24 protein-coding genes are annotated in these 26077 nt (G+C 67.9%); 14 read left to right on the forward strand and 10 right to left on the reverse strand.

All coding sequences use genetic code 11. The features are described 5' to 3' along the window. Nucleotides 1–135 precede the first annotated feature (135 nt). Nucleotides 136–342, forward strand: a complete 207-nt coding sequence (locus AACH06_RS05970) for a hypothetical protein (RefSeq protein WP_341424735.1) — start codon at nucleotides 136–138, stop codon at nucleotides 340–342. Between the two features lie 34 nt (nucleotides 343–376). On the opposite strand, the gene AACH06_RS05975 is transcribed toward AACH06_RS05970, so the two are convergent. From AACH06_RS05975 to purB, 3 genes are all read right to left on the reverse strand, one after another. Continuing rightward, nucleotides 377–1444, reverse strand: coding sequence for a M48 family metallopeptidase (locus AACH06_RS05975; protein WP_341424736.1), 1068 nt, complete (start codon nucleotides 1442–1444; stop codon nucleotides 377–379). Further along, nucleotides 1441–2715, reverse strand: a complete 1275-nt coding sequence (locus AACH06_RS05980; RefSeq protein WP_341424737.1) for a YjgN family protein — start codon at nucleotides 2713–2715, stop codon at nucleotides 1441–1443. Before AACH06_RS05980 ends, AACH06_RS05975 begins: the two co-directional genes overlap by 4 nt. A 127-nt stretch (nucleotides 2716–2842) precedes the next feature. Further along, complete coding sequence (purB, locus tag AACH06_RS05985) at nucleotides 2843–4228, reverse strand: adenylosuccinate lyase (RefSeq protein ID WP_341424738.1); 1386 nt, start codon at nucleotides 4226–4228, stop codon at nucleotides 2843–2845. Nucleotides 4229–4390: 162 nt separating this feature from the next. On the opposite strand from purB, the gene AACH06_RS05990 reads away from it, so the two are divergent. The 4 genes from AACH06_RS05990 (at nucleotide 4391) to AACH06_RS06005 (ending at nucleotide 8844) form a co-directional block, all read left to right on the forward strand. Then, a complete protein-coding gene (locus AACH06_RS05990; RefSeq protein ID WP_341424739.1) occupies nucleotides 4391–5008 on the forward strand; it encodes a glutathione S-transferase N-terminal domain-containing protein in 618 nt (205 codons plus the stop codon). 102 nt (nucleotides 5009–5110) lie between these two features. Further along, nucleotides 5111–5554, forward strand: a complete 444-nt coding sequence (yiaA, locus tag AACH06_RS05995; RefSeq protein WP_341424740.1) for an inner membrane protein YiaA — start codon at nucleotides 5111–5113, stop codon at nucleotides 5552–5554. A 270-nt stretch (nucleotides 5555–5824) separates the two neighbouring features. Next, the gene (locus AACH06_RS06000) at nucleotides 5825–8077 is read left to right on the forward strand and encodes a penicillin-binding protein 1A (RefSeq protein WP_341424741.1); all 2253 of its coding nucleotides are present in this window, start codon (nucleotides 5825–5827) and stop codon (nucleotides 8075–8077) included. Between the two features lie 131 nt (nucleotides 8078–8208). Then, the gene (locus tag AACH06_RS06005) at nucleotides 8209–8844 is read left to right on the forward strand and encodes a thioredoxin fold domain-containing protein (protein ID WP_341424742.1); all 636 of its coding nucleotides are present in this window, start codon (nucleotides 8209–8211) and stop codon (nucleotides 8842–8844) included. A 32-nt stretch (nucleotides 8845–8876) separates the two neighbouring features. On the opposite strand, the gene mnmA is transcribed toward AACH06_RS06005, so the two are convergent. Both mnmA and AACH06_RS06015 read right to left on the reverse strand, forming a co-directional pair. After that, entirely contained in the window at nucleotides 8877–10013 is a 1137-nt protein-coding gene (gene mnmA, locus AACH06_RS06010) for a tRNA 2-thiouridine(34) synthase MnmA (protein ID WP_341424743.1), read from the reverse strand. An 84-nt stretch (nucleotides 10014–10097) separates the two neighbouring features. Then, nucleotides 10098–10589, reverse strand: a complete 492-nt coding sequence (locus AACH06_RS06015; RefSeq protein WP_341424744.1) for an NUDIX hydrolase — start codon at nucleotides 10587–10589, stop codon at nucleotides 10098–10100. 119 nt (nucleotides 10590–10708) lie between these two features. Here AACH06_RS06015 and AACH06_RS06020 point away from each other — a divergent pair, with 119 nt between their 5' ends. The 6 genes from AACH06_RS06020 to AACH06_RS06045 all read left to right on the forward strand — a co-directional run bounded on the left by AACH06_RS06020 (nucleotide 10709) and on the right by AACH06_RS06045 (nucleotide 17102). Continuing rightward, a complete protein-coding gene (locus tag AACH06_RS06020) occupies nucleotides 10709–11851 on the forward strand; it encodes a Re/Si-specific NAD(P)(+) transhydrogenase subunit alpha (protein ID WP_341424745.1) in 1143 nt (380 codons plus the stop codon). After that, on the forward strand, nucleotides 11848–12609 hold the full coding sequence (locus AACH06_RS06025; protein WP_341424746.1) for a hypothetical protein: 762 nt from the start codon (nucleotides 11848–11850) through the stop codon (nucleotides 12607–12609). Before AACH06_RS06020 ends, AACH06_RS06025 begins: the two co-directional genes overlap by 4 nt. Before the next feature lie 17 nt (nucleotides 12610–12626). After that, on the forward strand, nucleotides 12627–12950 hold the full coding sequence (locus AACH06_RS06030) for an NAD(P) transhydrogenase subunit alpha part 2 (RefSeq protein WP_341424747.1): 324 nt from the start codon (nucleotides 12627–12629) through the stop codon (nucleotides 12948–12950). Nucleotides 12951–12954: 4 nt separating this feature from the next. Further along, nucleotides 12955–14376, forward strand: a complete 1422-nt coding sequence (locus AACH06_RS06035; protein ID WP_341424748.1) for an NAD(P)(+) transhydrogenase (Re/Si-specific) subunit beta — start codon at nucleotides 12955–12957, stop codon at nucleotides 14374–14376. A 306-nt stretch (nucleotides 14377–14682) separates the two neighbouring features. Then, nucleotides 14683–16356 (forward strand): long-chain-fatty-acid--CoA ligase, encoded by a 1674-nt coding sequence (locus AACH06_RS06040; protein WP_341424749.1) that lies wholly within the window; start codon nucleotides 14683–14685, stop codon nucleotides 16354–16356. 179 nt (nucleotides 16357–16535) lie between these two features. After that, nucleotides 16536–17102, forward strand: coding sequence for a hypothetical protein (locus AACH06_RS06045; RefSeq protein ID WP_341424750.1), 567 nt, complete (start codon nucleotides 16536–16538; stop codon nucleotides 17100–17102). A 99-nt stretch (nucleotides 17103–17201) separates the two neighbouring features. Here the strand turns inward: AACH06_RS06045 and AACH06_RS06050 are convergent, their stop codons facing one another. Next, a complete protein-coding gene (locus AACH06_RS06050) occupies nucleotides 17202–18152 on the reverse strand; it encodes a hypothetical protein (RefSeq protein ID WP_341424751.1) in 951 nt (316 codons plus the stop codon). A 48-nt stretch (nucleotides 18153–18200) separates the two neighbouring features. Here AACH06_RS06050 and AACH06_RS06055 point away from each other — a divergent pair, with 48 nt between their 5' ends. After that, nucleotides 18201–18956 carry a 16S rRNA (uracil(1498)-N(3))-methyltransferase gene (locus AACH06_RS06055; protein ID WP_341424752.1) on the forward strand — a complete coding sequence of 252 codons (756 nt, stop codon included), beginning with the start codon at nucleotides 18201–18203 and terminating at the stop codon, nucleotides 18954–18956. Next, the gene (locus AACH06_RS06060; RefSeq protein WP_341424753.1) at nucleotides 18953–20203 is read left to right on the forward strand and encodes an MFS transporter; all 1251 of its coding nucleotides are present in this window, start codon (nucleotides 18953–18955) and stop codon (nucleotides 20201–20203) included. The genes AACH06_RS06055 and AACH06_RS06060 overlap by 4 nt, the downstream gene beginning before the upstream one ends. A 16-nt stretch (nucleotides 20204–20219) precedes the next feature. On the opposite strand, the gene AACH06_RS06065 is transcribed toward AACH06_RS06060, so the two are convergent. The 3 genes from AACH06_RS06065 to AACH06_RS06075 form a co-directional block, all read right to left on the reverse strand. Next, a complete protein-coding gene (locus AACH06_RS06065) occupies nucleotides 20220–21299 on the reverse strand; it encodes a S41 family peptidase (RefSeq protein ID WP_341424754.1) in 1080 nt (359 codons plus the stop codon). Between the two features lie 316 nt (nucleotides 21300–21615). Continuing rightward, nucleotides 21616–23376, reverse strand: coding sequence for a M56 family metallopeptidase (locus AACH06_RS06070; protein ID WP_341424755.1), 1761 nt, complete (start codon nucleotides 23374–23376; stop codon nucleotides 21616–21618). A gap of 14 nt (nucleotides 23377–23390) precedes the next feature. Next, nucleotides 23391–23777, reverse strand: coding sequence for a BlaI/MecI/CopY family transcriptional regulator (locus tag AACH06_RS06075; RefSeq protein WP_341424756.1), 387 nt, complete (start codon nucleotides 23775–23777; stop codon nucleotides 23391–23393). Nucleotides 23778–24035: 258 nt separating this feature from the next. Here AACH06_RS06075 and AACH06_RS06080 point away from each other — a divergent pair, with 258 nt between their 5' ends. Then, complete coding sequence (locus tag AACH06_RS06080) at nucleotides 24036–24686, forward strand: hypothetical protein (protein WP_341424757.1); 651 nt, start codon at nucleotides 24036–24038, stop codon at nucleotides 24684–24686. Between the two features lie 116 nt (nucleotides 24687–24802). On the opposite strand, the gene AACH06_RS06085 is transcribed toward AACH06_RS06080, so the two are convergent. Further along, nucleotides 24803–26077 carry a THUMP domain-containing class I SAM-dependent RNA methyltransferase gene (locus tag AACH06_RS06085; RefSeq protein WP_341425109.1) on the reverse strand — a complete coding sequence of 425 codons (1275 nt, stop codon included), beginning with the start codon at nucleotides 26075–26077 and terminating at the stop codon, nucleotides 24803–24805.

Here is a 26077-nt window from a genome sequence, read left to right on the forward strand (position 1 = left end):
TGCGGCGGATCACGCTGCCGAGGCTGTTTGTGTAACAGCTGCGACCGGATGTCCGATTTTGCGCCTCGATTGCGTCTCTACAGCTAAGGCAGCCCGGATGGGGCCCGTCAATCACTCACCTGCCGTTGGACTTCGATGCGTACCTTCTTTCGAGATGAGCCCCGCCATCCGGCGGTGTGGCTGACCTGGTCGCCGCTGCTGTGCCTGGGCGCGTCGGTGGCGGCATCGGTGGTACTGATCAGCGCCTGCATGGCGATGCTCTCGCCCGAGCCCCAGGCCGATTCGGGCGCCCCGGGCGCCGTGGTGGCGCGCCCGGCCGCCACGATCGTGGCCTCGCGCTGACGTCTTCGGGGCGCCGGGAGCGCCCCTCGGGCTCTCAACGTCGATCGGCGTCGCGGAAGGCCTGCGAGCGTTCCGCGTCGTCCGGGTGGTCGGCGATGGCGATCGGCAGATCGGCCAGTGTTCCTTCGCCCTGCCGTTTGCGCCATTCGGTGAGGCGGTCAAACAGCACCACCATCTGGCTCGGGCGCACACCATTGGCCCGCAGCACCGTGATCGCTTCCTGGTCGGCCTCGCGTTCGAAATCGCGCGCATAGGCCTGCTGCCCGAGCACCGCGGGCACGGTGGCCAGCACGCTGGAGAAATCACCCACCACCATCCCGGCCAGGCCCGCCAGCAAGCTGGCCTGCACCACCGTGCGCATGCCGTGGCGATGCCGCACATGCCCCAGCTCGTGGGCGAGCACCCCGGTCGTCACGTCCGGGGTGTCGGCCAGCAGCTCGGCGAGCTCGTCCGTGAGGACCATCTGGCCACCCGGCAGCGCGAAAGCATTCGGCCCGATCTTCATCTTGCCCGCCGAGCGGAAGTGCAAGGTGTAGGACGGACGTTCGCCGGCTGGATAGGCGCGCTCGACGGCCGCGGCAAAGGCCCGGCGGATCGCGGCCTGCCGGTCGGCGCTCAGCTGACTCGGGCTCAGCCCTTCGCGGTCGAACGAGGCCAGGGCCTGCTCGCCGATCGACTGATCGATCGACGCCGGGATCGCCGCCACCACCGCGCGGCTGGCCCACGGCACGCCCCACTGCCAGACCGCGGCGGCCAGCGCCACGCAAAGCAGCACAGCCCACAGCACGCCACGCCAGCTTTGCATCCAGCGCACGACCCATGGATCTTGCAGGCCTTGGGCGCGTGTCCAGGCGTCCCAACCGGCGCCATCCGAGTGGCTGATCAAGCCGTGCTGCGGCAGGTACATCATCCGTGTGCCATGCCGTTGACGCTCCGGCCAGCGCAGTTGCCGGCGCGGCACGCGGCGATTCACGCCGGGCCCCTCGATCAGCAGATCGCCCTGGTCGATGCGGATGGTGACGGCCTGGGCCACCGGGCGCTGCCCATCGAAGTATTCGGTGGCCAGCGGCGGCGGGAGGTGGGTGGGGGCGTTTGTGTTCACAGGCCCATGTCGATGCCGAAGAAATCACCCGCCGCGTCGCCGGTGGCGTCGGCCTGGCCGGTTGCCGCGGTGGTTTGCCATTGCGACAGGTCGCCATCGAGCTCGACGCTCACCGCCGACAGTCGCATGCGCGCGGTGGCGATCGCGGCAAACGGCCAATACAGCCCCAGCGTGCAGATCACCAGGAGCAGGTTGGTCAATGTCAGCATGCCGAGCGGCAGCATCTTCAGATCGCTGCGGCAACGCAGCGATGCCGAACGGGTGTGGCCCCAGACCAGGTTCTGCAATCGCGACTGCGCATACGGCATCGTGAAGACGAAGTAGGTGCCGTAGCCAATCAGGCCGGCGATCACGCCGCCCACGAGCATCATCTGACCCGTCTGGCCCGTGGCTGCCCCGATGCCGCCGAAGACCAGCAGCACGAGCGCTGCGGCGATGGCCCCGACGATGCCGACCGCCAGCGACACCCCGAAGATCTTGAGCGCCAGCAGGTAGAACGACCCGACGCTGGTGTCGAGCCGGGTTTGCTCGCCCGCATAACGGTAGTGGTCATGCTGATAGCGCTTGACCCACGCGAGCGACAGCGGCATCAGCAGCAGCATCGCCAGCATGGACAAGCCCAGCACGGCCATCGCGCCATTCGGCGGCGCCACGGGCGCGGCGGAAGCCGGATCGCCTTTCTCTGGCTGCATCATCAACGCGAAGGCGATGAACCCCAGCGAGGGCAACACACCCGGCAGCAGCGCGTAGTAGGCGCCGCCCAGGCTGCCCGTGAAGCCCGTCCGCAAGCCACGCCAGCTGGTATTGGCCAGCCTGAATTGCAGGGAGGCACGCCACAGGGCCGGCCAGAGCACGATGAAAAAGCCGATCGCGACCATGGCACCGATCGGTGAAAACTGGCTGGCCGCGCCATAGGCGCCCGCAAACACCAGCATCAGCAGGTAACCCCGCAGCATCTTCCATGGGTCGCCGTGAAAACCCAGCGGCTGGCCGCCGACGAGCGTGTTGCCATGGAAATAGGCCAGGCGACGCGCCTTGGCAAAGGGGCGATACAGCGTCAGCGTGACGATGGTCAACAGCAGGTTGACGATCCAGATGCGGAAGTACTCGCTGCCCGAGCCGGTGAATTCGACTTTCAGCAACTGCGGCGTCGCGGCGCCACGTGCTTCGGGTGAGAGACCCGGATCGGGTTGGGTGTCCGGGAAGTCCGGGTCGGAAGCGGCAGCGGAGTGAGCCGCCGCCGAGGTGTCGTCGTGTGATGGTTCGTGCATATGGATCCCTCCCTCAGCGCGCGTTTGGTTTTGGTATCAGGCGCGAGTGTAGGCAGCCCGGCGGGCGATGGCTTGCACAGTTTTGCCCAGCCGGGCGCCGCCCGGCCACGAGCAGGCCCGCTGAGCGTCAGCTGCCGATGCGCTGGGCCAGCGACGCCGCCAGGCCGGTGTAGTCGGCCGGTGTCATGGCCAACAGCCGCGCTTTCTCTTCCGCGGGCAGCGCCAGGCCCGGGTCGTTGATGAAGCCCTGCATGAGTTCGCGGGTCATCGGCTTGCCGCGGGTGAATGCCTTCAGTTGTTCATACGGCTGCGGCAGGCCGTGCCGGCGCATCACCGTCTGGATCGCTTCGGCGAGCACTTCCCAGGCGTGGTCCAGGTCGCCGGCCAGGGCATCGCGGTTGAGCTCAAGCTTGTCCAGCCCACGCGACAACGAGTCGTAGCCCAGTACGGCGTAGCCCAGCGCCACGCCCATGTTGCGCAGCACGGTCGAGTCGGTCAGGTCGCGCTGCCAGCGGCTGATCGGCAGCTTCTGTGACAGGTGGGCGAGCAGGGCGTTCGCGAGACCGAAATTGCCTTCGGCGTTCTCGAAATCGATCGGGTTGACCTTGTGTGGCATGGCCGACGAGCCTACCTCGCCATCCTTCAGCTTCTGCTTGAAGAAGCCCAGCGAGATATAGCCCCACACATCGCGCGACCAATCGATCAGGATGGTGTTGGTGCGGGTCACCGCATCGAACAGCTCGGCCATGTAGTCGTGCGGCTCGATCTGGATCGTGTAGGGGTTGAAGGTCAGGCCCAGGCGTTGCTCGACCACCTGGCGCGAGAAGGCTTCCCAATCCTTGTTCGGGTAGGCGACGAGGTGGGCGTTGTAGTTGCCGACAGCGCCATTCATCTTCGCGAGCAGCTTGACATCGGCGATGCGCAACCGGGCGGTCCGCAGGCGCGCCACGACGTTCGCGATTTCCTTGCCGACGGTGGTGGGGCTGGCCGTCTGGCCGTGGGTGCGCGACAGCATCGGCACCGACGCGAAGGCCTTGGCCATCTCGGTGAGCTTGGCGATGATCTTGTCGATGCTAGGCAGCACCACCTCAGTGCGTGCCGCCTTCAGCATCAGCGCATGGCTGGTGTTGTTGATGTCTTCGCTGGTGCAGGCGAAGTGCACGAACTCGGAGGCGGCCTTCAACTCGGGCTGGTTTTCCAGGCGCGATTTCAGCCAATACTCCACCGCCTTGACATCGTGGTTGGTCGTCTTTTCGATGTCCTTGATGGCCTGGGCGTCGGCTTCCGAGAAGCGCACCACCAGGCCGCGCAACAAGCCGCGGGCGGCTTCGGAGAACGGGGCAAAGCCTTCCAGGCCGGCGTCAGAGAGGGCGATGAACCATTCGACCTCCACCTGCACGCGACGGTGCATCAGGCCGAATTCGGACAGCAGCGGCCTCAAGGGCGCCATCTTCGGGGCATAGCGGCCATCGAGCGGGGACAAGGCCATCAGGGTCGAGAGGGGGGGCGGCATGGCCTGATCTCCAGCAGTCGTTTGAGCGTTGTGGCGTGGCGCACACAACCGGCACGCCACTCGGGGGAGTGCGTCATTTTAGGGGGGCACCATCAAAGAACCCGGCCCGTGGCGCAGAGGGTGCTTGGCTAGAATCGTCGGCCAGGGAAGTCCATAAAGCTCATGAAACTGATCGGCTCTTACACCAGCCCTTATGTGCGCAAGGTCCGCATCGTGCTGGCCGAAAAGAAGCTGGATTACCAGTTTGTGCTCGAAGACGTCTGGGGCAGCGACGCCATCCTGGCTGCCAACCCCTTGGGCAAGGTGCCTTGTCTCGTGATGGAAGGTGGCGAGGCCGTCTTCGATTCGCGGGTCATCGTCGAGTATGTCGACACCCTGTCGCCGGTCGGCAAGCTCATTCCCGCGAGCGGCCGCGAACGCGTCGAAGTGCGCACCTGGGAGGCGCTGGCCGACGGCCTGCTCGACGCCTGTGTGCTGGCACGCATGGAGATGCACTGGTCCGGCCGCACCGAGGCGCAGCGCTGCCAGGCCTGGGCCGATCGGCAGATGACCCGCGTCGATGCGGCCCTTCAGGCGATGAGCCGCGGGCTGGGCGACAAGCCGCACTGCACCGGCATCCATTTCTCTCTCGCAGACATTGCGGTGGGCTGTGCGCTGGGCTATCTCGACTTCCGCTACCCCGCGATCGACTGGCGCGGCCCGTTCCCCAACCTGAACAAGCTCTACGACAAGCTGGCTGCCCGGGCCAGCTTCATCGACACGGCGCCGCCCGCCGCTTGAGTGCGGGCGGCAACGCGCCGATCTTCTCCTTGCAAGCCCTGACGGCAGGGCCAGACGCCTGCACCTACACTGGCCTTCGCCAGTCCACGAGGGAGCCCATCCATGTCGACCCGCCCACGCCTTCAGCCCCGCCCCACCTCCGCCTTCATCGGCGCCTCCTGGGCTGCGCTGTTCGTTGGCGCCCTCACCTACCTGTACGGACTCTGGAATGCCAACATGGCGCTCAACGAGAAGGGCTACTACTTCACCTTGTTGATGTATGGCCTGTTCTCTGCCGTGTCGCTGCAGAAATCGGTGCGCGACCGCATCGAGGGCATCCCTGTCACCGGCATCTACTTCGGCCTGTGCTGGTTCTCACTCGGCCTGTCGGTGGCCCTGCTCGCCGTCGGCCTGTGGAACGCCACGCTGGCGCCCAGCGAGAAAGGCTTCTACGCCATGGGCTTCCTGATGAGCCTGTTCGCGGCGGTGGCGGTGCAGAAGAATGTGCGCGATGTGGCGCTGTTCGCCGGCGCTGATCGCGACGCGGGCGATATCGCAGGCCAGTGAAGCCGGGCGGGCCCGGGCCAGTCACGTGTTGGCTGACGCGGGGGGATTCGTCGGCCTGAGCCTGCTTCACGTGTGCTCGCTGCGGTCTCGCATCACGGCGTACAGATAATCGACTGCATGCTTGGTTCATCTTGCCGGCCATCGAGTCGGCTGGTTTCGCAGCGCTCTCAAAGGGGCGCCCTTCGCTGGCCTGCCTGGGCCGATTGGCGCGGGGGTCGCAATTGGCGAAGCTGGGCGCTTGTCGGAGGCATCGTGCTGGCGGTTGGCGCCATGGTGCTTGGCTTGGCCATTGCGCTGACGCTGCCCAACCTTCCGTCGCTCGACCGGGTCACCGACTATCAGCCGCGCCAGCCGCTCACGGTACTGACGCGCGACGGTGTGGAGATTGCGCAATTCGGCGCGGAGCGGCGTATCTATCTGCCGATTGCCAACATCCCTAAGCGGATGCAGGGTGCGTTGCTGGCCGTCGAGGACAGCCGCTTCTACGAGCACAGCGGCATCGACTGGCGGGGTGTCGCGCGGGCGGTGGTGTCGAACCTCACCGGGGGCATGCGGCAAGGGGCCTCGACGATCACGCAGCAGGTGGCGCGCACCTTTTTCCTCTCGCAGCGGCGCACGGCGGAGCGCAAGTTCAAGGAGGCGTTGCTGTCGATCAAGATCGAGCGCGAGCTGAGCAAGCCCGAGATCCTCGAGCTTTACATGAACCAGATCTACCTGGGGCATCGCGCATACGGTTTCGGGGCGGCTGCGCGCACCTATTTCGGCAAGCCGCTCGATGCGCTCTCGATTGCCGAGTGCGCGATGCTGGCGGGGCTGCCGCAGAACCCGGTGTGGGCGAATCCGATCACCAACTTCGAGCGGGCGCAGCAGCGGCAGCGGGTGGTGCTCGCGCGCATGCGCGACCTCGGCGAGATCACGGAAGAAGAGTGGAAGACCGCGCGCGACGAGAAGCTTCAGATCCGCTCGCAGCTTGCGGTTGAAGTGCACGCCGAGCATGTGGCCGAGATGGCGCGGCGCGCGGTGGTCGAGCGCTTCGGCGAGCAGGCCTACACCAAGGGCTACCGCGTGACGACCTCGCTCGTGGCGGCCGAACAGCAGGCGGCCTGGGCTGCTTTGCGGCGGAGCCTGCTGGAGTACGAGCGCCGTCAGCCTTGGCGTGGTCCGGAGGATAACGAGGATCTGCCCGAAGACGCGAACGGCGCGGAGCTGGAGCGTGCAGCGGCGCAGGCCTTGAAAGATCATCGCGACGACGATGAGCTGCGCGTAGCCATCGTGCTCCACGCGGGCGCCAAAGAACTGCAGTTGCAGCTTGCCAGCGGCGAGCAGATCAAGCTGGCCGGCGAGGGCTTGCGCTGGGCGCTGCCCGGGCTTTCGCCGAAGGCCAAACCGGCACTTTCCATCAAGCCGGGTGCGATCGTTCGGCTGCAGAAGCTGGACAAGATAGGCTGGGCCATCGCCCAGTGGCCAGCGGCCGAGGCCGCGTTCGTGGCCATGGAGCCCACGACAGGGCGCGTGCGTGCACTGGTGGGCGGCTTCGACTTCGCCCGGCAGCCCTTCAACCACGTGACGCAGGCCTGGCGTCAACCGGGCTCCAGCTTCAAGCCCCTGCTCTATTCGGCCGCGTTGGAGCACGGGGTGATGCCCGGCACGCTCATCAACGACGTCGAGTTGGCGCTGCCCGACGCTTCGGGCCCGACGGGTTGGCGCCCACAGAATTCAGATGGCCGATTCGATGGGCCACTGACGCTGCGGCAGGCGCTGGCCCGCTCGAAAAACAGCGTCAGCATCCGCTTGCTGCAACACGTGGGTGTGGACACGGCGCGCGCCTGGGCGGCGAACTTCGGGCTCGACCCCGACAAGCAACCCGACAACCTGACGCTCGCGCTCGGCGCGGGCAGCACCACGCCGCTGCAGATGGCGGGTGCCTACTCGATGCTGGCCAATGGCGGCTGGCGCGTGGCGCCGCAGATCATCGAGCGCATCACCGATGCGGCCGGCAAATTGGTCTATGAAGCGCCGCCACCGGCCGAGCTCACGGACGACACGCGCGTGCTGCCGGCCCGCAATGGCTTCATCACCCGTCGTCTGATGCACGAGGTGGTGACCAGTGGCACTGCGGCGCGGGCCCACGTGGTGCTGCCGCGGGACGACATCTACGGCAAGACGGGCACGACCAATGATGCGGTCGACGCGTGGTTCGCCGGCTTTCAGAACAGCGTCGTGGGTGTGGCCTGGGTCGGCTACGACGATCCCAAGAGCCTGGGCAGCCGCGAGTCCGGTGGCGGGCTCGCGCTGCCGATCTGGCTCGACTACATGAGGGTGGCCCTGGCCCGCGTGCCGGTGGCGGCCGATCCGCCGCCCGATGGCGTGGTGCAACGCGATGGGGAATGGGTCTACAGCGAATGGGCGGATGGCGGGGCGGTGGCCCGGATCGGTTTCGAGCCTGATCCTGCCGAGGCCGCGGCCGCCTCGGCCTTCGCGGCGTCGGCCTCGTCCGGGGCGTCGGCGACATCACCACCGTAGCCCGGCCTGGCGGCCTGGCGGCGGGCGACGTGGACAGCACGGAACCATTTGCCGGCTGTCAGCGTCAGTTCATGACGGCGGCGCGCCGGTGGGTGTGCCGGGTTGCTCTTGTGTTCGGTTCTCTCCCTGCCATGTCTCGACGTCACTTTCTTCTCACCACCTTGGCTTCCCTGGCCGCGCTGAGCGGCTGCCAGAAGGCCGGCGATGCGGCGAGCGCGTCATCGGTGCCGCCCGGAGCCTCGGGCCAGGCATCGGCGGTGGTGGCCACCGCATCGGCCGCCGCGGAGGCCATGGCCGACGTGCAGGATGCCTACCTCTTGGCCGCCACGGGCAGCGGTTTCAGCACGGGCCCGACGATGTCGGCGCGCACGGTCTACGTGTTCTTCGACACCAGTTGCCCCCACTGTGCCCACCTCTGGCAGGCCGCGCAGTCACTGGGCAACCAGCTGAAGATCGTCTGGATCCCCGTGGGCTTTCTTCGCCCGCAGTCCATGCCCCAAGGGGCCACCATCCTGGCGGCGTCGGACCCGGTGGCCATGATGAATGAGAACGAGGCCAGTGTGGCCAATCATGGCCGCGGCATCAGCGTGCCGGCGACGGTTGACGACGAGGCGCTGATGAAGGTCCGCGCCAACACCTCGTTGTTCAAGCAGTTTCAGAGCGACAGTGTGCCGCTCATCGTGTTCCGCAACGCCAAGACGGGCGAGGTCGGCCAGCACGCGGGCGCGGTCAGCGGGCCGGAGCTGCTGGCACTCGCGAGCGTGTGACCGCCACCGCTGACATCCGGGCCGTGGGGTGATCAGCCTGCGGCGAGCGTCGCGCTGTTGATCACGCCGCCGCCCAGACACACTTCGCCGTCGTACAGCACCGCGGATTGCCCGGGCGTGACCGCCCACTGCAGCGCCTGCGCCGCGAAGTCGAGCCTGAGGTGGTGGGTCGATGCCTCGGTCACGGTGCATGGCGCATCGGCTTGACGGTAGCGCGTCTTGGCGGCGGCCGCGCCGGTGGCGGGGGCCACGCCGGCGACCCAGCTCAGGTCGTTCGCTTCCAGCGCGCGGTATTGCAGCCACGGGTGCTGGTGGCCCTGGACGACGATCAGCGTGTTGCTGTCCAGGTCCTTGCGGGCCACGTACCAAGGCTCGTGCTCTCCACCACCGCGTGCAGACTTCTTGTCCTTCACGCCGCCGATGCCCAGACCCTGGCGCTGGCCCAGCGTGTAGAAGCTCAGGCCGACATGCTCGCCGAGCCGGCGGCCGCGGTCGTCCTTGATCGGCCCGGGCGCATGGCTGAGGTAGCGGTTGAGGAACTCCCGGAAGGGGCGCTCGCCGATGAAGCAGATGCCGGTCGAATCCTTCTTCTTGGCATTGGGCAGCCCGATGTCGGTGGCGATGCGCCGGACTTCGGTCTTGGGCAACTCGCCCACCGGGAACCAGGTCTTGCCCAGTTGCGCCTGGTTCAGCCGGTGCAGGAAGTAGCTCTGGTCTTTCAGCGGATCGAGACCCTTGAGCAGCTCGACTCGGCCGCCCGGCTGCTGCCGCACGCGGGCGTAGTGCCCGGTGGCGATCTTTTCGGCACCCAGCCGCATGGCATGGTCCAGGAAGGCCTTGAACTTGATCTCGGCGTTGCACAGCACGTCGGGGTTCGGCGTGCGGCCGGCCTGGTACTCGCGCAAAAACTCGGCGAAGACCCGGTCCTTGTACTCGGCGGCGAAGTTGACGTGCTCGATCTCGATGCCGATCACATCGGCCACGGAGGCTGCGTCGAGGAAATCCTGTCGTGACGAGCAGTACTCGTCGTTGTCGTCGTCTTCCCAGTTCTTCATGAAGATGCCGACGACCTCGTGGCCTTGCTGCTTCAGCAGCCACGCGCTGACGGCCGAGTCCACGCCGCCCGACAACCCGACCACCACACGCTGCTTCCGTACGCTCGTTTCCATGAACCCATCACCTTGACGCAGTGCGGATTGTCCGCCGAAGCCAGTGCCCTGGCAGGGCGAGGGGCGTGGCGTGTTCGCGCCCGCTCAGGAGGCGCTGTCGTAGAGGCTCGCGTCGGCGTGCAGCAGTGACAGCGGCGCCCTTTGGCCCGCCAGGTGGTGCTCGATGCACTTCAACAGCATCGGGCTGCGGTGCCGCTCGGGGCAAGCCCGCAGTTCGTCCGGGGTCATCCACAGCGTGCGTTGTACCGGTGCATCAAAACGGCGGCCGGCGATCTGCTCACCCACCGTTCCGCAGATCGCAAAGCGCAGATAGGTGATGTCTTCGCCGGTGCGGACGTGGCGAAAGCGCGCCAGGTAGGTGCCCACCAGAGCCTCGGCGGTGAAGGTCCGCGCCGTCTCTTCGAGCACCTCCCGCGCCACCGCCTGCAGCAGTGATTCACCGGGGTCCAGGTGGCCGGCTGGGTTGTTCAGCTTCAGCCCTTCGGCGGTCATCTCTTCGACGAGCAGGTACCGCCCGTCGTGGGCCACGACGGCTGCCACGGTGACGCTGGGCTTCCAACGGGTGTTGTCAAGCATGTCTTCATCTTAGAGCTTCGCCCCAAGGCTGGATTTCGCGGACCGCTGGTAAGCTCCGCCGCCGGACAGTCGCGTGGCCTGCGATGGTGGGCCGCTTCCCGGGTCAAGAGGAGAGTTCCATGTTGATCGGCGTTCCGCTCGAGACGGCAGCAGGCGAGTCCCGCGTTGCCGTGACCCCCGAGACGGCGAAGAAGTACGTGGCTCAAGGCCACGCGGTGAAGGTCCAGTCCGGTGCGGGCGTCGCCGCCAGCGCCACCGATGCCGCGTATGAAGCGGTGGGCGCGCAGATCGTCGATCGGGCCGCCGCCCTGGGCGCTGACCTGGTGCTGAAGGTGCAGCGCCCTTCAGCGGACGAACTGGCTCTGATGAAGCCCGGCGCCACGCTCGTCGGCATGCTCAACCCGTTCGACAAGGACGGCCTGGCGCAGATCGCCGCTGCCGGGCTCGTCAGCTTCGCGTTGGAAGCCGCCCCTCGCACGACGCGCGCGCAAAGCATGGACGTGCTCAGCAGCCAGGCCAACATCGCGGGCTACAAGGCGGTGATCATGGCCGCCGACAAGTACCAGAAGTTCTTCCCGATGCTGATGACGGCGGCCGGCACGGTCAAGGCCGCGCGGGTCGTGATCCTCGGTGTGGGCGTGGCCGGGCTGCAGGCCATTGCCACCGCCAAGCGACTGGGCGCGGTGATCGAGGCCTCGGATGTGCGGCCCTCGGTGAAAGAGCAGGTCGAGTCGCTTGGGGCCAAGTTCATCGATGTGCCCTACGAGACGGCTGAAGAGAAAGAGGCCGCAGAAGGCGTGGGCGGGTACGCCCGCCCAATGCCGCCCAGCTGGCTGGAGCGCCAGAAGGTCGAGGTCGCCAAGCGGGTGGCCCTGGCCGATGTGGTGATCTCGACGGCACTCATCCCGGGGCGGGCGGCCCCCGTGCTGATCACCGAGGACATGGTGCGTGCGATGAAACCGGGCTCGGTGATCATCGACATCGCCGCCGGCAAGGGCCCGGCCGGCCCGCATGGCCAGCCGGGCGGCAACTGCCCGCTCACCGAGGCGGGCCGCGTCGTGGTGCGCCATGGCGTCACCATCGTCGGCGAAACCAACCTGCCCGCACTCGTGGCCGCGGATGCCAGCGCGCTGTATGCGCGCAACGTGCTCGATTTTCTCAAGCTGATCATCACCAAGGAAGGCACGCTGAACGTGCCGATGGACGACGACATCGTCGCCGCCTGCCTGATGACCCGTGACGCGCAGGTGCTGCGCGCATGAGGGGCATCACAGCCGCCTGTCGGGCCCTGTGCCTGGCTGCCGGCTTGGGGGCCTCGGCCGGCGCAGGCGCTGCGGTGGCGGCTGCCGAATCGGTGGTGGATGTCGCCCGTGCCACGGTGCGATTGCCGGCCGGTGAATGGCTGAGCCTGGCCCGGTCAACGGTGGACGCGGTGCGCGTGAATGACCAGCGCAGCATCCCGGCCGAAGTGCTGACGCTGGCGCTCGTGCACGACCAGCAACTCGACGCGCTGGTCACGATCACCGCGACCGCCGGCGGCGCCGGGGGCCTGGTGAACTGGACCTCATCGTGCGAGCCGCCGGAGCCGGGCATCTGGTCGGCCCGGCCTGTGGGCGCGAACCCGAGCGACATGGAGTGCGCCTACGCCAGCGCCGCTTTTGCGCCGGATGACTTCCTCAGCGAATCGACCGATTGGGGTCGCGAGGCGCGCTCGCGCGGGTTGCGCGCGCCCGACGAAATGGTGCTGGCCTCGGCGGTGGTCGGCAGCCGCATGGGCTCATGGATGTCGGTGGAGGTGCTGGCGTCGGCCGACTTCGCTGGCGCTCAGGAACCGCTTTCCGGCGTGGGCGATGCCGCATTGCCTTCCGATGTTGACGACCGACATGCGGCCTATGCCGTGCAGTTGCTGAACCGGGTGCGCGACTGTGTGTACTCGATCCGCGGACAGATGGACTTCCCGCCGATCCATTTCATTCCCGCCGCGCCGGCCGAAGCGCGGATCGCCCGTCTCGACCTTTGATGAAGAGCTGAGCTGCCATGGAAACCGTCTCCCCCACCTTGATCAACCTGATCATCTTCGTGCTGGCGATCTACGTCGGCTACCACGTGGTCTGGACCGTCACCCCGGCCCTGCACACGCCGCTGATGGCGGTCACCAATGCGATCTCGGCGATCGTCATGGTTGGTGCGATGCTCGCGGCTGCGCTGACCGAGACGACGCTGGGCAAGAGCATGGGCGTGCTGGCGGTGGCGCTCGCGGCGGTCAACATCTTCGGCGGCTTCCTCGTCACAAGGCGAATGCTGGAGATGTTCAAGAAGAAGGCCGCCCCGTCGAACACCACCTCGAAGAAGGAGGGCTGAAGCGATGAGCATGAACCTCGTCACGCTGCTGTACCTGATCGCCAGCGTCTGCTTCATCCAGTCCCTCAAGGGGCTGAGCCATCCCACCACCTCGATCCGCGGCAACGTCTTCGGCATGGCCGGCATGACGATCGCCGTGCTCACCACCGCGGCGCTCATCGTCAAGCTGGCCGGCGGGCTGGGCATCGGTCTGGCCTGGGTGCTGCTGGGCCTGGTGGTGGGCGGCGGCTATGGCGCCTGGCGCGCCAAGACGGTCGAGATGACCAAGATGCCCGAGCTGGTGGCCTTCTTCCACAGCATGATCGGCCTGGCCGCGGTGTTCATTGCCGTGGCGGCGGTGGCCGAGCCCTGGGCCTTCGGCATCGTCGACAAGGGCGGGCCGATCCCGGGCGGCAACCGCATCGAGCTGGCCCTCGGGGCCTTCATCGGCGCGGTCACCTTCTCGGGTTCGGTCATCGCCTTCGGCAAGCTCTCGGGCACCTACAAGTTCCGCCTGTTCCAGGGCAAGCCCGTGGTCTTCGCGGGGCAGCACAAGCTCAATGCCGCGCTCGGCCTGGCCGCAGCGTTCTTCTGCTTCGGCTTCTGGCATTCGCAAAGCCCGCTGGATTTCGGCCTGGTCACCGCGATCGGCTTCGCGCTGGGCGTGCTGCTCATCATCCCGATCGGCGGCGCCGACATGCCTGTGGTCGTGTCGATGCTGAACAGCTACTCGGGTTGGGCCGCCGCCGGCATCGGCTTCTCGCTGAACAACTCGATGCTGATCATCGCGGGCTCGCTGGTCGGCTCGTCGGGCGCCATCCTCTCGTACATCATGTGCAAGGCGATGAACCGATCGTTCTTCAACGTGATCCTCGGCGGCTTTGGCGGCGAGGGCGCCGAGGCGGCCGGCGCGGCCCAGCAGCGCAGCGTCAAGAGCGGGTCGGCCGATGACGCAGCTTTCATCCTGGGCAATGCCGAGACGGTGGTCATCGTGCCGGGGTATGGCCTGGCGGTGGCACGCGCCCAGCATGCGGTGAAAGAGTTGGCCGAGAAGCTCACGCACAAGGGCATCACGGTGAAATACGCCATCCACCCGGTGGCTGGGCGCATGCCGGGCCACATGAACGTGCTGCTCGCCGAGGCCGAAGTGCCCTACGACCAGGTCTTCGAAATGGAAGACATCAACGGCGAATTCGGCCAGGCGGATGTCGCCATCATCCTGGGCGCCAACGATGTGGTGAACCCGGCCGCATTGCAGAAGGGATCGCCGATCTACGGCATGCCGATCCTCGAGGCCTACAAGGCCAAGACAGTGATCGTGAACAAGCGCTCCATGGCCGCCGGCTATGCGGGCCTGGACAACGAGCTGTTCTACATGGACAAGACCATGATGGTCTTCGGCGACGCGAAGAAGGTCGTCGAGGAGATGGTCAAGGCTGTGGAGTAATTTGGCCCCCGCGGCCCCTCCGAGGGGGCTCGCGCAGCGGACCGGCGGAGCCGGATCCGCGCACGCCACTTGATGGGCGGCGGTGCTGCACGCACCTTGGTCTCGCTTCCCCGTTCGGGCTGAGCTGTCGAAGTGCCCGTGGGGTTGGCGTGTCTATCCAGCGCTGCGGCCGCATGACTTGACGATGAACGTCGGGTGCAAGCGACAGTCGTCTAGGGGCCCATGTCCAAAAGCGCTATCGAATCCCCTGATGGGGATTTCGCCAGTGGCGGAGAGAATCGCGGGTCGACAAGAAAGTGGTGACGGATGGAAAAAACCTGGCTGAAGCAGTACCCCGCTGGCGTCCCGGCCGAGGTCAAGACCGATGTCTATGCCTCCTTGGTGGCACTGCTGGAAGAGAGCTTTCGCAAGCACGCTTCATCGCCGGCCTACCGTTTCATGGGCAAATCGTTCAGCTTCGAGCTGATTGACGATTTGTCACGCGCCTTCGCGGCGTATCTGCAAAGCCTGGGGCTGGCGCGCGGCGATCGGGTCGCCATCATGCTGCCGAACGTGCCGCAGTACCCGATTGCGGTGGCCGGCATCCTGCGGGCGGGTCTGGTGGTGGTGAACGTCAATCCGCTCTACACCCCGCGCGAGCTGGAGCATCAGCTGAAGGATTCGGGCGCCAAGGCGATCGTGATCCTGGAGAACTTCGCCGGCACGCTGCAGCAGGTGGCCGAGTCGGTGCCGACCAAGCACATCGTGATGGCCGCCATGGGCGACCTGATGGGTTTCTTCAAGGGTGCCATCGTCAATCACGTGGTGCGCAAGGTGAAGAAGCTTGTGCCGGCGTTCTCGCTGCCGAGTGCGGTGCGCTTCAACGATGCCATTTCGCGCGGCCGCGGCAAGCCGTTCACCGCCCCGAAGGTCGGCCCGGACGACATCGCCGTGCTGCAGTACACCGGCGGCACCACCGGCGTGAGCAAGGGCGCCGTGCTCTTGCACCGCAACCTCGTGGCCAATGTGCTGCAGTCTGAAGCCTGGTACCAGCCGGCGTTGAAGAAGGTGCCCGCCGGCGAGCAGGTGGTGACGATCTGCGCGCTGCCGCTGTATCACATCTTCGGATTCAACACGAACATGATGCTGGGGCTGCGCATCGGCGGCTGCAACATCCTGATCGCCAACCCGCGCGACATCCCGGGCGTGCTGAAAGACCTGGCGCGCGAGCGCTTTCACAGCTTCCCGGCGGTCAACACCCTGTTCAACGCCTTGGCCAACCACCCGGATTTCGACACGGTGGACTGGAGCCACCTCGTGATCTCGGTCGGCGGTGGCATGGCGGTGCAGCAGGCCACGGCCCGGCTGTGGCTGGAGAAGACCGGCTGTCCGATCTGCGAGGGCTACGGCCTGTCCGAAACCTCGCCGGTCGCTGCTTGCAACCCGGTGGACAACACGGCCTACACCGGCACCATCGGGCTGCCGGTGAGCAACACCGAGCTGGCGTTGCTGGACGACGATGGCGCGGAGGTCCCCGTCGGCCAACCCGGCGAGATCGCCATCCGCGGCCCGCAGGTGATGGCGGGCTACTGGCAGCGGCCGGACGAGACCGCCAAGGTGATGACGGCCGATGGCTACTTCCGCACCGGCGACATCGGCGTGGTGGACGAGCGCGGCTACTTCCGCATCGTCGACCGTAAGAAGGACATGATTCTCGTTTCGGGTTTCAACGTGTACCCTAACGAGGTTGAAGACGTGATCACTCAAATGCCCGGTGTGCTCGAATGCGCCGCCGTGGGCGTGCCGGACGACAAGGCCGGCGAGGCGGTCAAGGTCGTCATCGTGAAAAAAGACCCGGGGATCACCGAAGCCGACATTCGCGGCTGGTGCGAGGCCAATCTCACCGGATACAAACGGCCGAAAATTGTTGAGTTCCGTACGGAACTGCCGAAGACACCGGTGGGAAAGGTGTTGCGCAGAGAACTGCGCGACAAGAAATGAACGCCTGACCGCTGCAAAAGCGGCGGGCGCCCGGTGCCGCACGGCGGCGCCGGGGGCCGTCTCCGGCCCGTTCACGGAGGCGGCTTGACAGGGTGGCTGAATTGCCACCGGTTCTGCCTTTCCCCTGAGGCGGCCCGGGGGTGGTGAAGTCGCGATTGGGACCCTTCCTTGGATTGAGCATGTCGTCTCGCTACATCAGGACAGCCGCCGGCCAGGCCGAAATACAGGCCCGCGCGCTCAAGCTCAGCAGGCCGGTGCGTAACCTCCTGCTGGTCATCAACGATTCCCGCACCATCGAAGACTGGCTGGTGCAGGTGCACGGCGTCACCCCGGATGACGTGGCTTTGCTGCGCTCCGAAGGTTTGATTGCGGAAGCTGGCATGGCGCCTGTGGCGTCGGTGGCACCGGTGGCCGCACCGCGCGCAGCGGCCAAGACGCCCGACCTTCGCGAGGCCGCCGGCAAGCCGGCCGCCGCTGAGGTGCCCGACAACGACGCGGACTGGGTTCGCACCCAGCAGGTGATTCGCATGGCGGGCTACAACTCGCTGTACGACGCACTCACCTCGGTGGGCAAAGCCAAGCTCGGTCTGATGCGCGGCTACCGGTTTGCGCTGGAGGTCGAGAAGTGCAGCGGTCCGGACGAGCTTCGTGCACTGGCACTGAAGTTTGCCGAGCAGTTGCGGGCTGAATACGGCATGGCCGCTGTGGGTGAACTCACCTATGCCATCGGCGCGGTGAAGGCCTGACGGCCCACGCGGCCCGTTCGGGGCCAGAGCCAAACGCCCAGCGTCGACCGACGGCTGGGCGTTGGTCTTTCCGACCCCGCCTTCCTTCCTAGGTCAGCTTCAAGCTGCTGCCGCTGCGTCGAGTGCCTGCTGCCGCGCGACGCGATTGCGATACCACTGGGTGATGCCAGCGTCGTCCAGCGCGTCGATCGTGGCGTCTGCTTGTGCCCGCTCGACCTGGGCGTCGGCGGCCCGCCCGAGCCGCCCCAGGGCGTGAGCGAGTTCAGAGCGCAGGAAGGCCATGTCGACCTTCTCGTTGCTGGCGGCATCGAAATTGGCCAACAGCACCAGACCGGCGCGTGCCTGAGATTCGGCGGCGGCCGCGTCACCCAGCGCGTTGGCCACCATCGCGCGAAGGTAGTGGGCGCGCTCGTGGTTCACCCATTGCCCCGCGCGTCCCCAGAATCGCTGCGACCACTCGGCGGCCAGGGCCATCGCTTCGCGCACGCTTGGCAGTTGCAGGTCGTCGACCGGCCGCTCGACCAAGTCCGAGGCGATATTGTTGGTGGCCACAGCCGCCGCCGCGTCCAACCCCCCTGCGGCGTGCCACGCGGCGTCTTGGGCCAGTGGTGCCATCGCGGCCAACGCGATGCGTGCGGCGGACTCGCCATTGGCGCGCGGCATCTCGAACCCGGCGGCTGCCAGCACGATCAGCTCGGCGGCGCGCGCGTGGTCGACATGGGCCAGGCCGCCCAGTCGCGCGGCGACGTGCGCTTCGCCGGTGTGGTCACCAGCCAGTCGCGCTGCCACCCCGGCGTGACGCAAGACGGGCAGGGTGGCCTCGTCGCGGCAGGCGCTGAGCACGGCCTGCTGCCGCAGCCACGCCTCGGCAAACTGCCCCAGCTTCTCGCTGAGCACATGGTTGACCAAGAACGCGTACAGCGGCCGCTGGCCCGGGTTCAGCGCGTCCGGGTCGATCTGGCGCAACAGGCTGGCGCCCTGGGCTGGATCGTCGTCGTGACAACGGTCGGCGGCTTGCAGCAGCTCGGTGGCCTTGCTCATCGGGTCCATGGTTGCTCCTCCGGAGGGCCGCAGGGTGGGATGCGGCACACTCGCATCATGCCTCCTCGTTTGTACCTTGGCGTCCCCCTTGTTGAAGGAGTGGATCTTGATCTGCCGGCCGATGTGGCCCGGCATGTGCAGGTGTTGCGCCTGCAGCCTGGCGACCCCGTGACGCTGTTCAACGGACAAGGTGGCGAATGGCCGGCCACCGTCCGCCAGATGGCGGGGCGACAGCAGGTGGCGGTGACCGTCGGGCCCCGGCAAGCGGTGTCGCGCGAGCTGGCGCGTCGCGTCACGCTGGCGGTGGGCATGCCGGCCAACGAGCGCATGGACGCGCTCGTGGAGAAGGCCACCGAGCTCGGCGTGGCGTCGATACAGCCCTTGCAGTGCGCCCGGTCGGTGCTGAAGCTGTCGGGTGAGCGTGCGCAACGGCGGCAGGCGCATTGGCAGGCCGTGGCGGTGGCCGCGGCCGAACAGAGTGGCCGCACCGTGGTGCCGACCATCGAGCCCGTGCGCACCGTGTCCGAGTGGCTGGGTGGCCTCGGCTCGAACGAAGCCGCACGGCATGTGTTGAGTCTCGCCGACGACACCGTGCCATTCGCCATCGTGGCCACGGCACCAGCGACCGACTGGCTGTTGCTCAGTGGTCCGGAGGGTGGCTTGGAGGCCGCCGAAGAGGCCATGGCGCGCCAGCACGGCTTTGCGCCCGTGAGCCTCGGCACCCGCGTGCTGCGCGCCGACACGGCGCCGCTGGCCGCGCTGGCGGTGCTCGGCCTGGCGGGCGATGCCGCTTCGGCCGAGGGCGTGGCATGAGCGGACTGTCCGCCTCAGCCGGCTCGAACCGTCCTCTGGCCTGGCTCACGCTGTGCCAGGGCCTGTTCCTGGTCAACAACGTGACCTTCATGGCGATCAACGGGCTGGTCGGTCTGGCCCTGGCACCGAGCCACTGGATGGCCACCATGCCGCTGACCGCCTATGTGCTGGGCGGGGCGATGTGCACCGGCCTGGTGGCTCGCAGCCAGCAGCGCTGGGGCCGCCAGCGCTCGTTCCAGCTCGGGCTGGCGGTGGCGATGGTCTCCTCGGCACTGTGCGCGGTGGCGGCGCTGATCGGCAGCTTCTGGCTGTTGATTGCGGCGACGGTGCTGGCGGGCTACTACAACGCCAACGCCGCGCTGTACCGGTTCGCGGCCGCCGAGCTGGTGGGCCCGGAGCGGCGCGAGCAGGCTATCTCCTGGGTGTTGGCGGGTGGCATCCTGGGCGGGGTGGTCGGGCCGCAGCTGGCCCAGACGACCCGCCATGCGTTGGCCGTACCGTTCGCTGGGGCGTATGTGGCGCTGGTGGTGGTGGCAGGCTTGTCGATGCTTGCCTTGTCGCGCATCCGCTTTCCCGCGCTGCCGCCTGCACCCTCGGGGCCCGCGGGTCGCCTGCCGCCCGGCGTGGCGACGCAGCCGGCCTTCATCGTGGCGATTGCGGCATCGGCGCTGGGCTATGGCGTGATGAACCTGTTGATGGCGGCCACGCCCATCGCGATGGAGGTCTGCCGCCACCCGTTCTCTGCGGTGGCGTGGGTGCTGGAGTGGCATGTGCTGGGCATGTATGTGCCCAGCTTCTTCACCGGGCCGCTCATCCGGCGCGTCGGCGTTCTGCCCGTCTTGGCAGCTGGCGTCGTGCTGAACGCAGCCTGCATCGCGGTGGCGTTGCACGGCGTCGATCTCATGCACTTCACCGCCGCCTTGCTGGTGCTCGGGGTGGGCTGGAACTTCCTGTACATCGGCGGCACCGCGCTCTACACCGAAAGCTACCCGCCCAGCCACCGTGTTCGCGCCCAGGCGCTGATGGACCGCTGGGTGCTGGGCACGATGACGGTGACCTCGTTCAGCTCCGGTGCGTTGGTGACGATCGGTGGTCCTGAGGCGGTCAGCGTCGGTGGCGAGTTGACGAGCCGGGGCTGGCAGGCGATGAACCTCGGCGCCCTGCTGCCGCTGGCACTGCTGGCCGCGATGCTGTGGTGGCTGCGTGGCCGCCGTCGGCTGCAGGGGCAGGCCCTGCGCGCCGGGTGACGTCGGCCCGCCCGCCTCAGCGGCGGCGCGGTGTGTAGACCGGCAGATCGATCTTGCCGGCGCGTGCACGGGCCAGCACGTCCTGCAACTGGTCGCGCTCCGTCGGGGCCATCGGTTCTTGAACCCGCTGTTCGAGCAAGGCGAGGTAGGCCGCCTTCAGTGCTTCGGCGGCTGGGGTCTGCACGTCCGGGGTCACGCCGACCCCTTCCCAATCCTTCTTGGTCACGGCGTTGATGGCGCGGCCGGTCGGCACGAAGGCGGCGAGGCCATGGCCCAACGCGATCATTTCACCCGGGTTGGCCGCACCGCCCGTGGTCTCGCCGTAGAGCTTGGCGCGCTTTTGCGTCTGCAGGTCATAGGCACACTCTTCGCCGCCGGAGAAGGTGATGCTGGAGGTCAGCACCGCGATCGGCTTGGTGTAACGCGGGCTGCCGATCGCCATCGTCCAGTATTCCCGCGTGGTGTTGGTCGGGCGATCGTAGATGTCGTTGAGGTGGCGCTCGTCACCTTCGGCAAAGAAGTGGCTCAGCAGGTAGCTCACGCTCATCGGTGAGCCGCCGCCGTTGTTGCGCAGGTCCAGCACCAGCGCATCGGTGCCGCGCAGCAGCAGCATGGCCGCGTCATAGCCGGGTGACACGAACTCGGCCGGGCCGAAGCCGCGCAGGTCGAGGTAGCCGATGTTGCCGGGCAGGCGCTGCACACGTGAGACGCCGTAGCCCATGCGGATGGCTTGTTCGCGCCCTTGCTCGATCTCGTCGCGCGTCGGCTTCGGTGCTTCGGCTCCGTCCGTCACCGGCTCGACCTCGGGATCGAATTCGACGCGGAAGTGCCGGTCGTTGCCCAAGGTGCGCAGATCCTTGTCCAAGGCCTGCCCCATCGCTTCGACGGTGGTTGCGCTGTCGTAGGCGCCCCGCGCCGCGCGTGACTCGAGCTCGCGCGCCACAGGCTCGATGCGGTCTGGATAGACATAGCGCCGGCGCAGCTGTCGCGCCAGCTCACCGACGATGGCCCGCTGTTGGGCTCCGTCGATGGTTTGCCGGGGTGACGGGGGCGCTGAATCAGGTGGGGCCGCATGGGTGGCCGCGCTGAGGGCCAACGCGCACAGCGACAGCGCCCATAACCGGACCGTTGGGCGATGGTGTAGGCGGGCTGATGGGAGGCGAGCGGAAGGAGGGTGCACGGTCAGGTCTCCGGGAGGTGGGGGGGTGGAAGGTGACTGAAAGAGGTGGGTGAAAGACGCGAGTGAAGGGGGCGCCAGGACGCATCCGCGCCGGCTCAGGCGCGGGTGTGCCGCCGCTTGGCTGCGTTGAGGTGCGACCAGGACAGGAGCTGAGCAGCCCGCGCCGCCGTGCACTCGGTGCGCGGGGCCTCGCGGAGCCGTGGAGGGACTCCAGGCCGTCAGGGCGTTCGCGTCACCGCGCGAGGCCCAGTTGCTGAGCCAGGCTGGGCCGAAGCTCCATCGAGGTGATGCGCCATTGGCCGTCGATGAGCCGCCCCTCGGCGTGCACGCCGACCTGGCCCCGAGGGCCACTGGCCGTGAGGTTCAAGGACGCATGCCGGTCGTCGATCCGGCACGGGCCGCAGTCGCCTTTCAGTTGGATCGGCGAACCCAAGCGCCGGACGAGTGCTTCGTGGGTTTGCGCGGCGGCGCTCACCGCCTGATAGGCCGCCGACTCGCTGATCCGAGGCGGTTCAGGCGGCAGGGGCGGCAGCGGTGGCAAAGCCGGCGTGGGAGGCACGGGTGGAACGGGCGGCAACGGCAGCCACCGCTCGGCATCGTCCGGTGACGTCGGCGCGTCTGGCGTGGCGGGAGACTGAGGGGCGTCCGGTGTGGCGGGAGACTGAGGGGCGCCCGGTGTGGCGGGCGCGAGAGGTGGCCGTTGGTGGGCATCGAGCCAGGCGCGTACCGGGGGGGTGATGGTGGTCAGGCGGCCGTCGACGCGGTAGGTCTCATGGCGCTGGCCGTCGGGGCTCACCCAGACATGGAAATCGTGCACCTGGCCACTCTGGCGAAAACGAATCCGTCGTGACTCGCCCACCTGCGTCCACCACGGGTCTGCGTCGTCGGTTGACGCTCGCGCATCGTCTTCGTCCCGGGCGGAAGGATGGGTCGACATATCGGCCGATGTGGACGCCGCAGCCGGCGCTTCCACCACCGCCACACCTTGTGAGGCCCACGCGGCCCCCGCACATGCCAGCGCCACCAGACCCGCGGCCATCCCCCAGCGAGGGTGGGGCTGCGGCGCCGCTGCCAGCAGCAGAGTCACCCGCTGCAGCAACTGGCCTTGGTGAGCCGGCCTCGCCGCCTGTGCGAGCGTGGTCGGCGGCGAGGCCGCCAGGCGACCCAGCGAAGCGAGCGCCTCGGCCACGACCACCGTGTCCCCGCAGGCTGAGGCAGCCAGTTGGTCGCAGGCGCACTCGCGTTCGATGCGCACCTGCCGGCTCAGCCACCAAACCGCGGGATGGAAGAACAGCAGGGTCTCGACGGCGCATTGCAGGCCATTCCACAGCCAGTCGAGCCGGCGGATGTGGGCGAGCTCGTGGGCGATCAGTGCGTCGATCTGCTCGGGGGTCAGGCGGGTCAGCAGCGCGATCGGCAGCCAGATCACCGGGCGCCAGGCACGGGCGGTGAACGGCGAGGCCGGGGCCGACCACAGTCTTAGCACCACCGGGCGGGCGATGCCGAGGGCGTGGCGCAGGTGATCCACTCGGCGCTGCCACACGGGCAGCAGGTTGGACGGCAAGGCCTGCCGCTCGAGCGATTGCAGCCACCACCAACCGCCGGCCAGTCGCCCGGCCATCACCAGCACGCCGACGCACCACACCCAGGCCAGCCAGCCCGGGGCCCGCCACGCCACCGTCGCCGGGCCCGGCAGGGGCCACCACGCCAGAGGGTGCGACGCCTGTGCGTTGGCCGCGAGGGCCGCGGCTGAGGCGGCCTCCGACACCGGATCGGTGCTCGCCGCCAGCATGCCGGCCAGGTGCCACATCGGCACGATCAGCATCGCGACGAGAAACAGCATGCCCACGGTGTGCCGGGTGGCGGCCCGGGCGTGTCGCAGCGCGGACAGCACGCAGGCGGCCACCGCGCCCAGCAGCAGGCCTTGCCATGCGGCGGCCATCAGGGTTTGAGCCAGCGCGCTTTGCAGCGTCGTCCACAGCGAGTGCGTCATCGTGCGCTCCGGGTTCAGCGGCCGCGGCGGGCCTTGGCGTCGGCGATCAATTGCTGGATGGCATCGAGCTCCGCGCGGCTCGGCGGATCCACCGCGAGCGCCCGCTGCACCAACTGCAGCGCCGACCCAGCGAACGCGCGCTGCATCAGATCCTTGACCAGCACGGATTGCACCTCGGGCTTGGGGTGCATCGCACCGTAGCGGTGGCTTCGTTCGCTTTCGTCGCGCTGCAGCAGGCCCTTGTCCGCCATGATGGTCATCATCTTCAGCACTGTGGTGTAGGCCGTTTCCTTGTGCTGCGAGAGTGCTTCGTGCACCTCGCGCACCGTGCAGGGGCCGCCGCGGTCCCACAGCACTTGCAGGATCGCGAGCTCGCCTTCGGTCGGGTGGGGTGAGGTCATGGTGGCCTTCGGTGAACTTGGTCTCGCTCAGGTGTCGAGAGCACGCGTTTGGTTTGTACGAACGAAATAGTACTAATGAATTAGTAGATTGCCAAGCCCCCCTCACCTTGGGGGGGCTTGGCATGTCCGGTTTCGGGCTGGCCGGGGCGTCTTTTCCGATGTCAGGCCTGTTGCTTCGCCTTGCAGTTCGGCACCGCACCGGCGTGATGGCCGAGGGCCCGAGAGGCCCTCGCCCCCCACTCTTTCATGGAGACCACCATGACCTCTCTGCAAGCACGCCTGCTCCCCTTGATGGCGCCACTGGCGCTCGCTGCCGGAGCACTGTTCGGCCCCGTCGCCGCGATGGCGCAGACCAGCGACAACTTCTTTGCCGACAACGACATCCCAAAGACACAGGCAGGGGTGCACCCGCCGTGCCGCGGCAAGGTCAGTCAGGTGGTCGATACCGTCTTCGAGGGCGTGAAAACCACGTCCTGGAACTTCTCCGCCGTCGGCGGCGGTGGCGAGAGCACACGTTTCGACAAGACGCCGGTGCTGAGCACCAAGGTCAACCTGACCGGCGGCTGCTTGAACGCCCACTTCAGTGCGATGGTGGGAAGCAAGCAGACCTACCCGTGGGTGTCGGCGCTGACGATGTTCCAGGTGACGTTGACGCCGTCGGCCGGCGGCGCACCGATCCACATGGCGGGTCACTATGAAACGCCCTACGGCATCTACGGCCCGGCCATCGCCATGTCGGCCGAGTACGACGTCGACATGATCGCCGGCAACTTCTACCAGGGCGTGGGCACCGGCCCCGGGCTGGTGGCGCCTGGCTCTTACCGGGTCGATGTGTGGTGGGCGGGCGGCCCGGTGGGCGGTGGCGGGGCGATCGGCGCCGACTTCGTCCTCAAGCTGTACATGTACTGACCGGGTGCCGGCGCTCCGGCAGGAGCCGCCGGTTCAAGTGGCGTGCGCGGATCCGGCTTGGCCGATCCGCCGCGCGGGCCCCTACGGGCCGCAGCCCCCGCAAGGGGGCGTGGCGGTCAACGATTCGTGCCGGCGACCATGTCGAAGCGGAACAGGCGGCATTCGATGGCGCCGTTCCACATCGGCACCCGTCGACTCTCCTTCAGGCGCATCAGGCCTGGCAGCTTGGCCTCGGGGGTGAGCACCTGCGCGGTCCAGCCGGCGTAGTGCTTCTTCCAGTGGGCGGCCAGGCGGGCGTAGAAGTCGGCGGCGTCGGCTGCCCCTTCGAACTTTTCGCCGCTGGCCGGGCCGCGGGCCGCCCCCAGGCCTTGCCCCTGGCCCTTGGGTGCGATGCGCTCACCGTAAGGCGGGTTCATCACGATCAGGCCGCGATCGGCCGGCGCGGGACGCTGCAAGGCGTCCGCCGTCTTGAACTCGATCGCGTGCCGCACACCAGCGCGCTCGGCATTGCGGGTGGCGAAGTCGGTCATGCGGAACGACACATCGCCGGCCCAGATCGGCACGGCCGGCTCGTGGATGGCCTGCTGGGCTTGCTGCCGCAACTGCTGCCACGCGCCCAGGTGGGCCCGGAACGGCAGGAGCTTCTCGAACGCGAAGCGCCGCGCCAGGCCCGGTGCCATGCCGCAGGCGATCTGTGCGGCCTCGATGGCGATCGTGCCGGCACCGCAGCAGGGGTCGAGCAGGCCGCCGTCTTCCGGCCGGCCTTGCCAGCCGGCCGCGGCCAGCATCGCGGCGGCGAGTGTCTCTTTGAGCGGCGCCTCGCCCTTCAACCCTTGGGCGTCGCGCCAGCCGCGCTTGAAGAGCGCCTCGCCGGAGAGATCGACCGACAGGCTGGCGTGCTCGGGGCCGAGGTGCAGCACCAGCGACAGGTCGGGGTGCCGGGTGTCGACGCTGGGGCGCTCGCCGGTGGCGTCGCGCATCACGTCGCACACGGCGTCCTTGATGCGCAGCGAGGCGAAGTTCAGGCTCTTGAGCGGCGAGCGCCAGGCCGAGGCGTCGACCCGCAGTGTCTGGCGCGGCGTGATCCAGTCGGCCCAATGCACCCGGCGGGCCATGTCGTACAGGTCGTGCTCGTCGCCGTAAGGCCCGTCGATCACCGGCCACAGCACGCGCTGGGCCAGGCGGCTGCCGAGGTTCAAGCGCATGGCCGTCTGCACGTCGCCATCGACATACACCCCGCCACGGCCGGCCTCGATGCGCGGCGCGCCGGTGCCGTCCACGCCGCTCAGCAGGCGCGCGCACTCCTCCGCCAGGTAAGGTTCGACGCCCGCCGCGCAGGGCAGAAACAAGGTGCCGTGCTCAACGGCCGAGCGCGGCGCGGCGGCTTTCAG

Origin of the sequence: Ideonella lacteola (genome assembly GCF_038066555.1) — a bacterium.
GTDB lineage: Bacteria > Pseudomonadota > Gammaproteobacteria > Burkholderiales > Burkholderiaceae_C > Ideonella > Ideonella lacteola.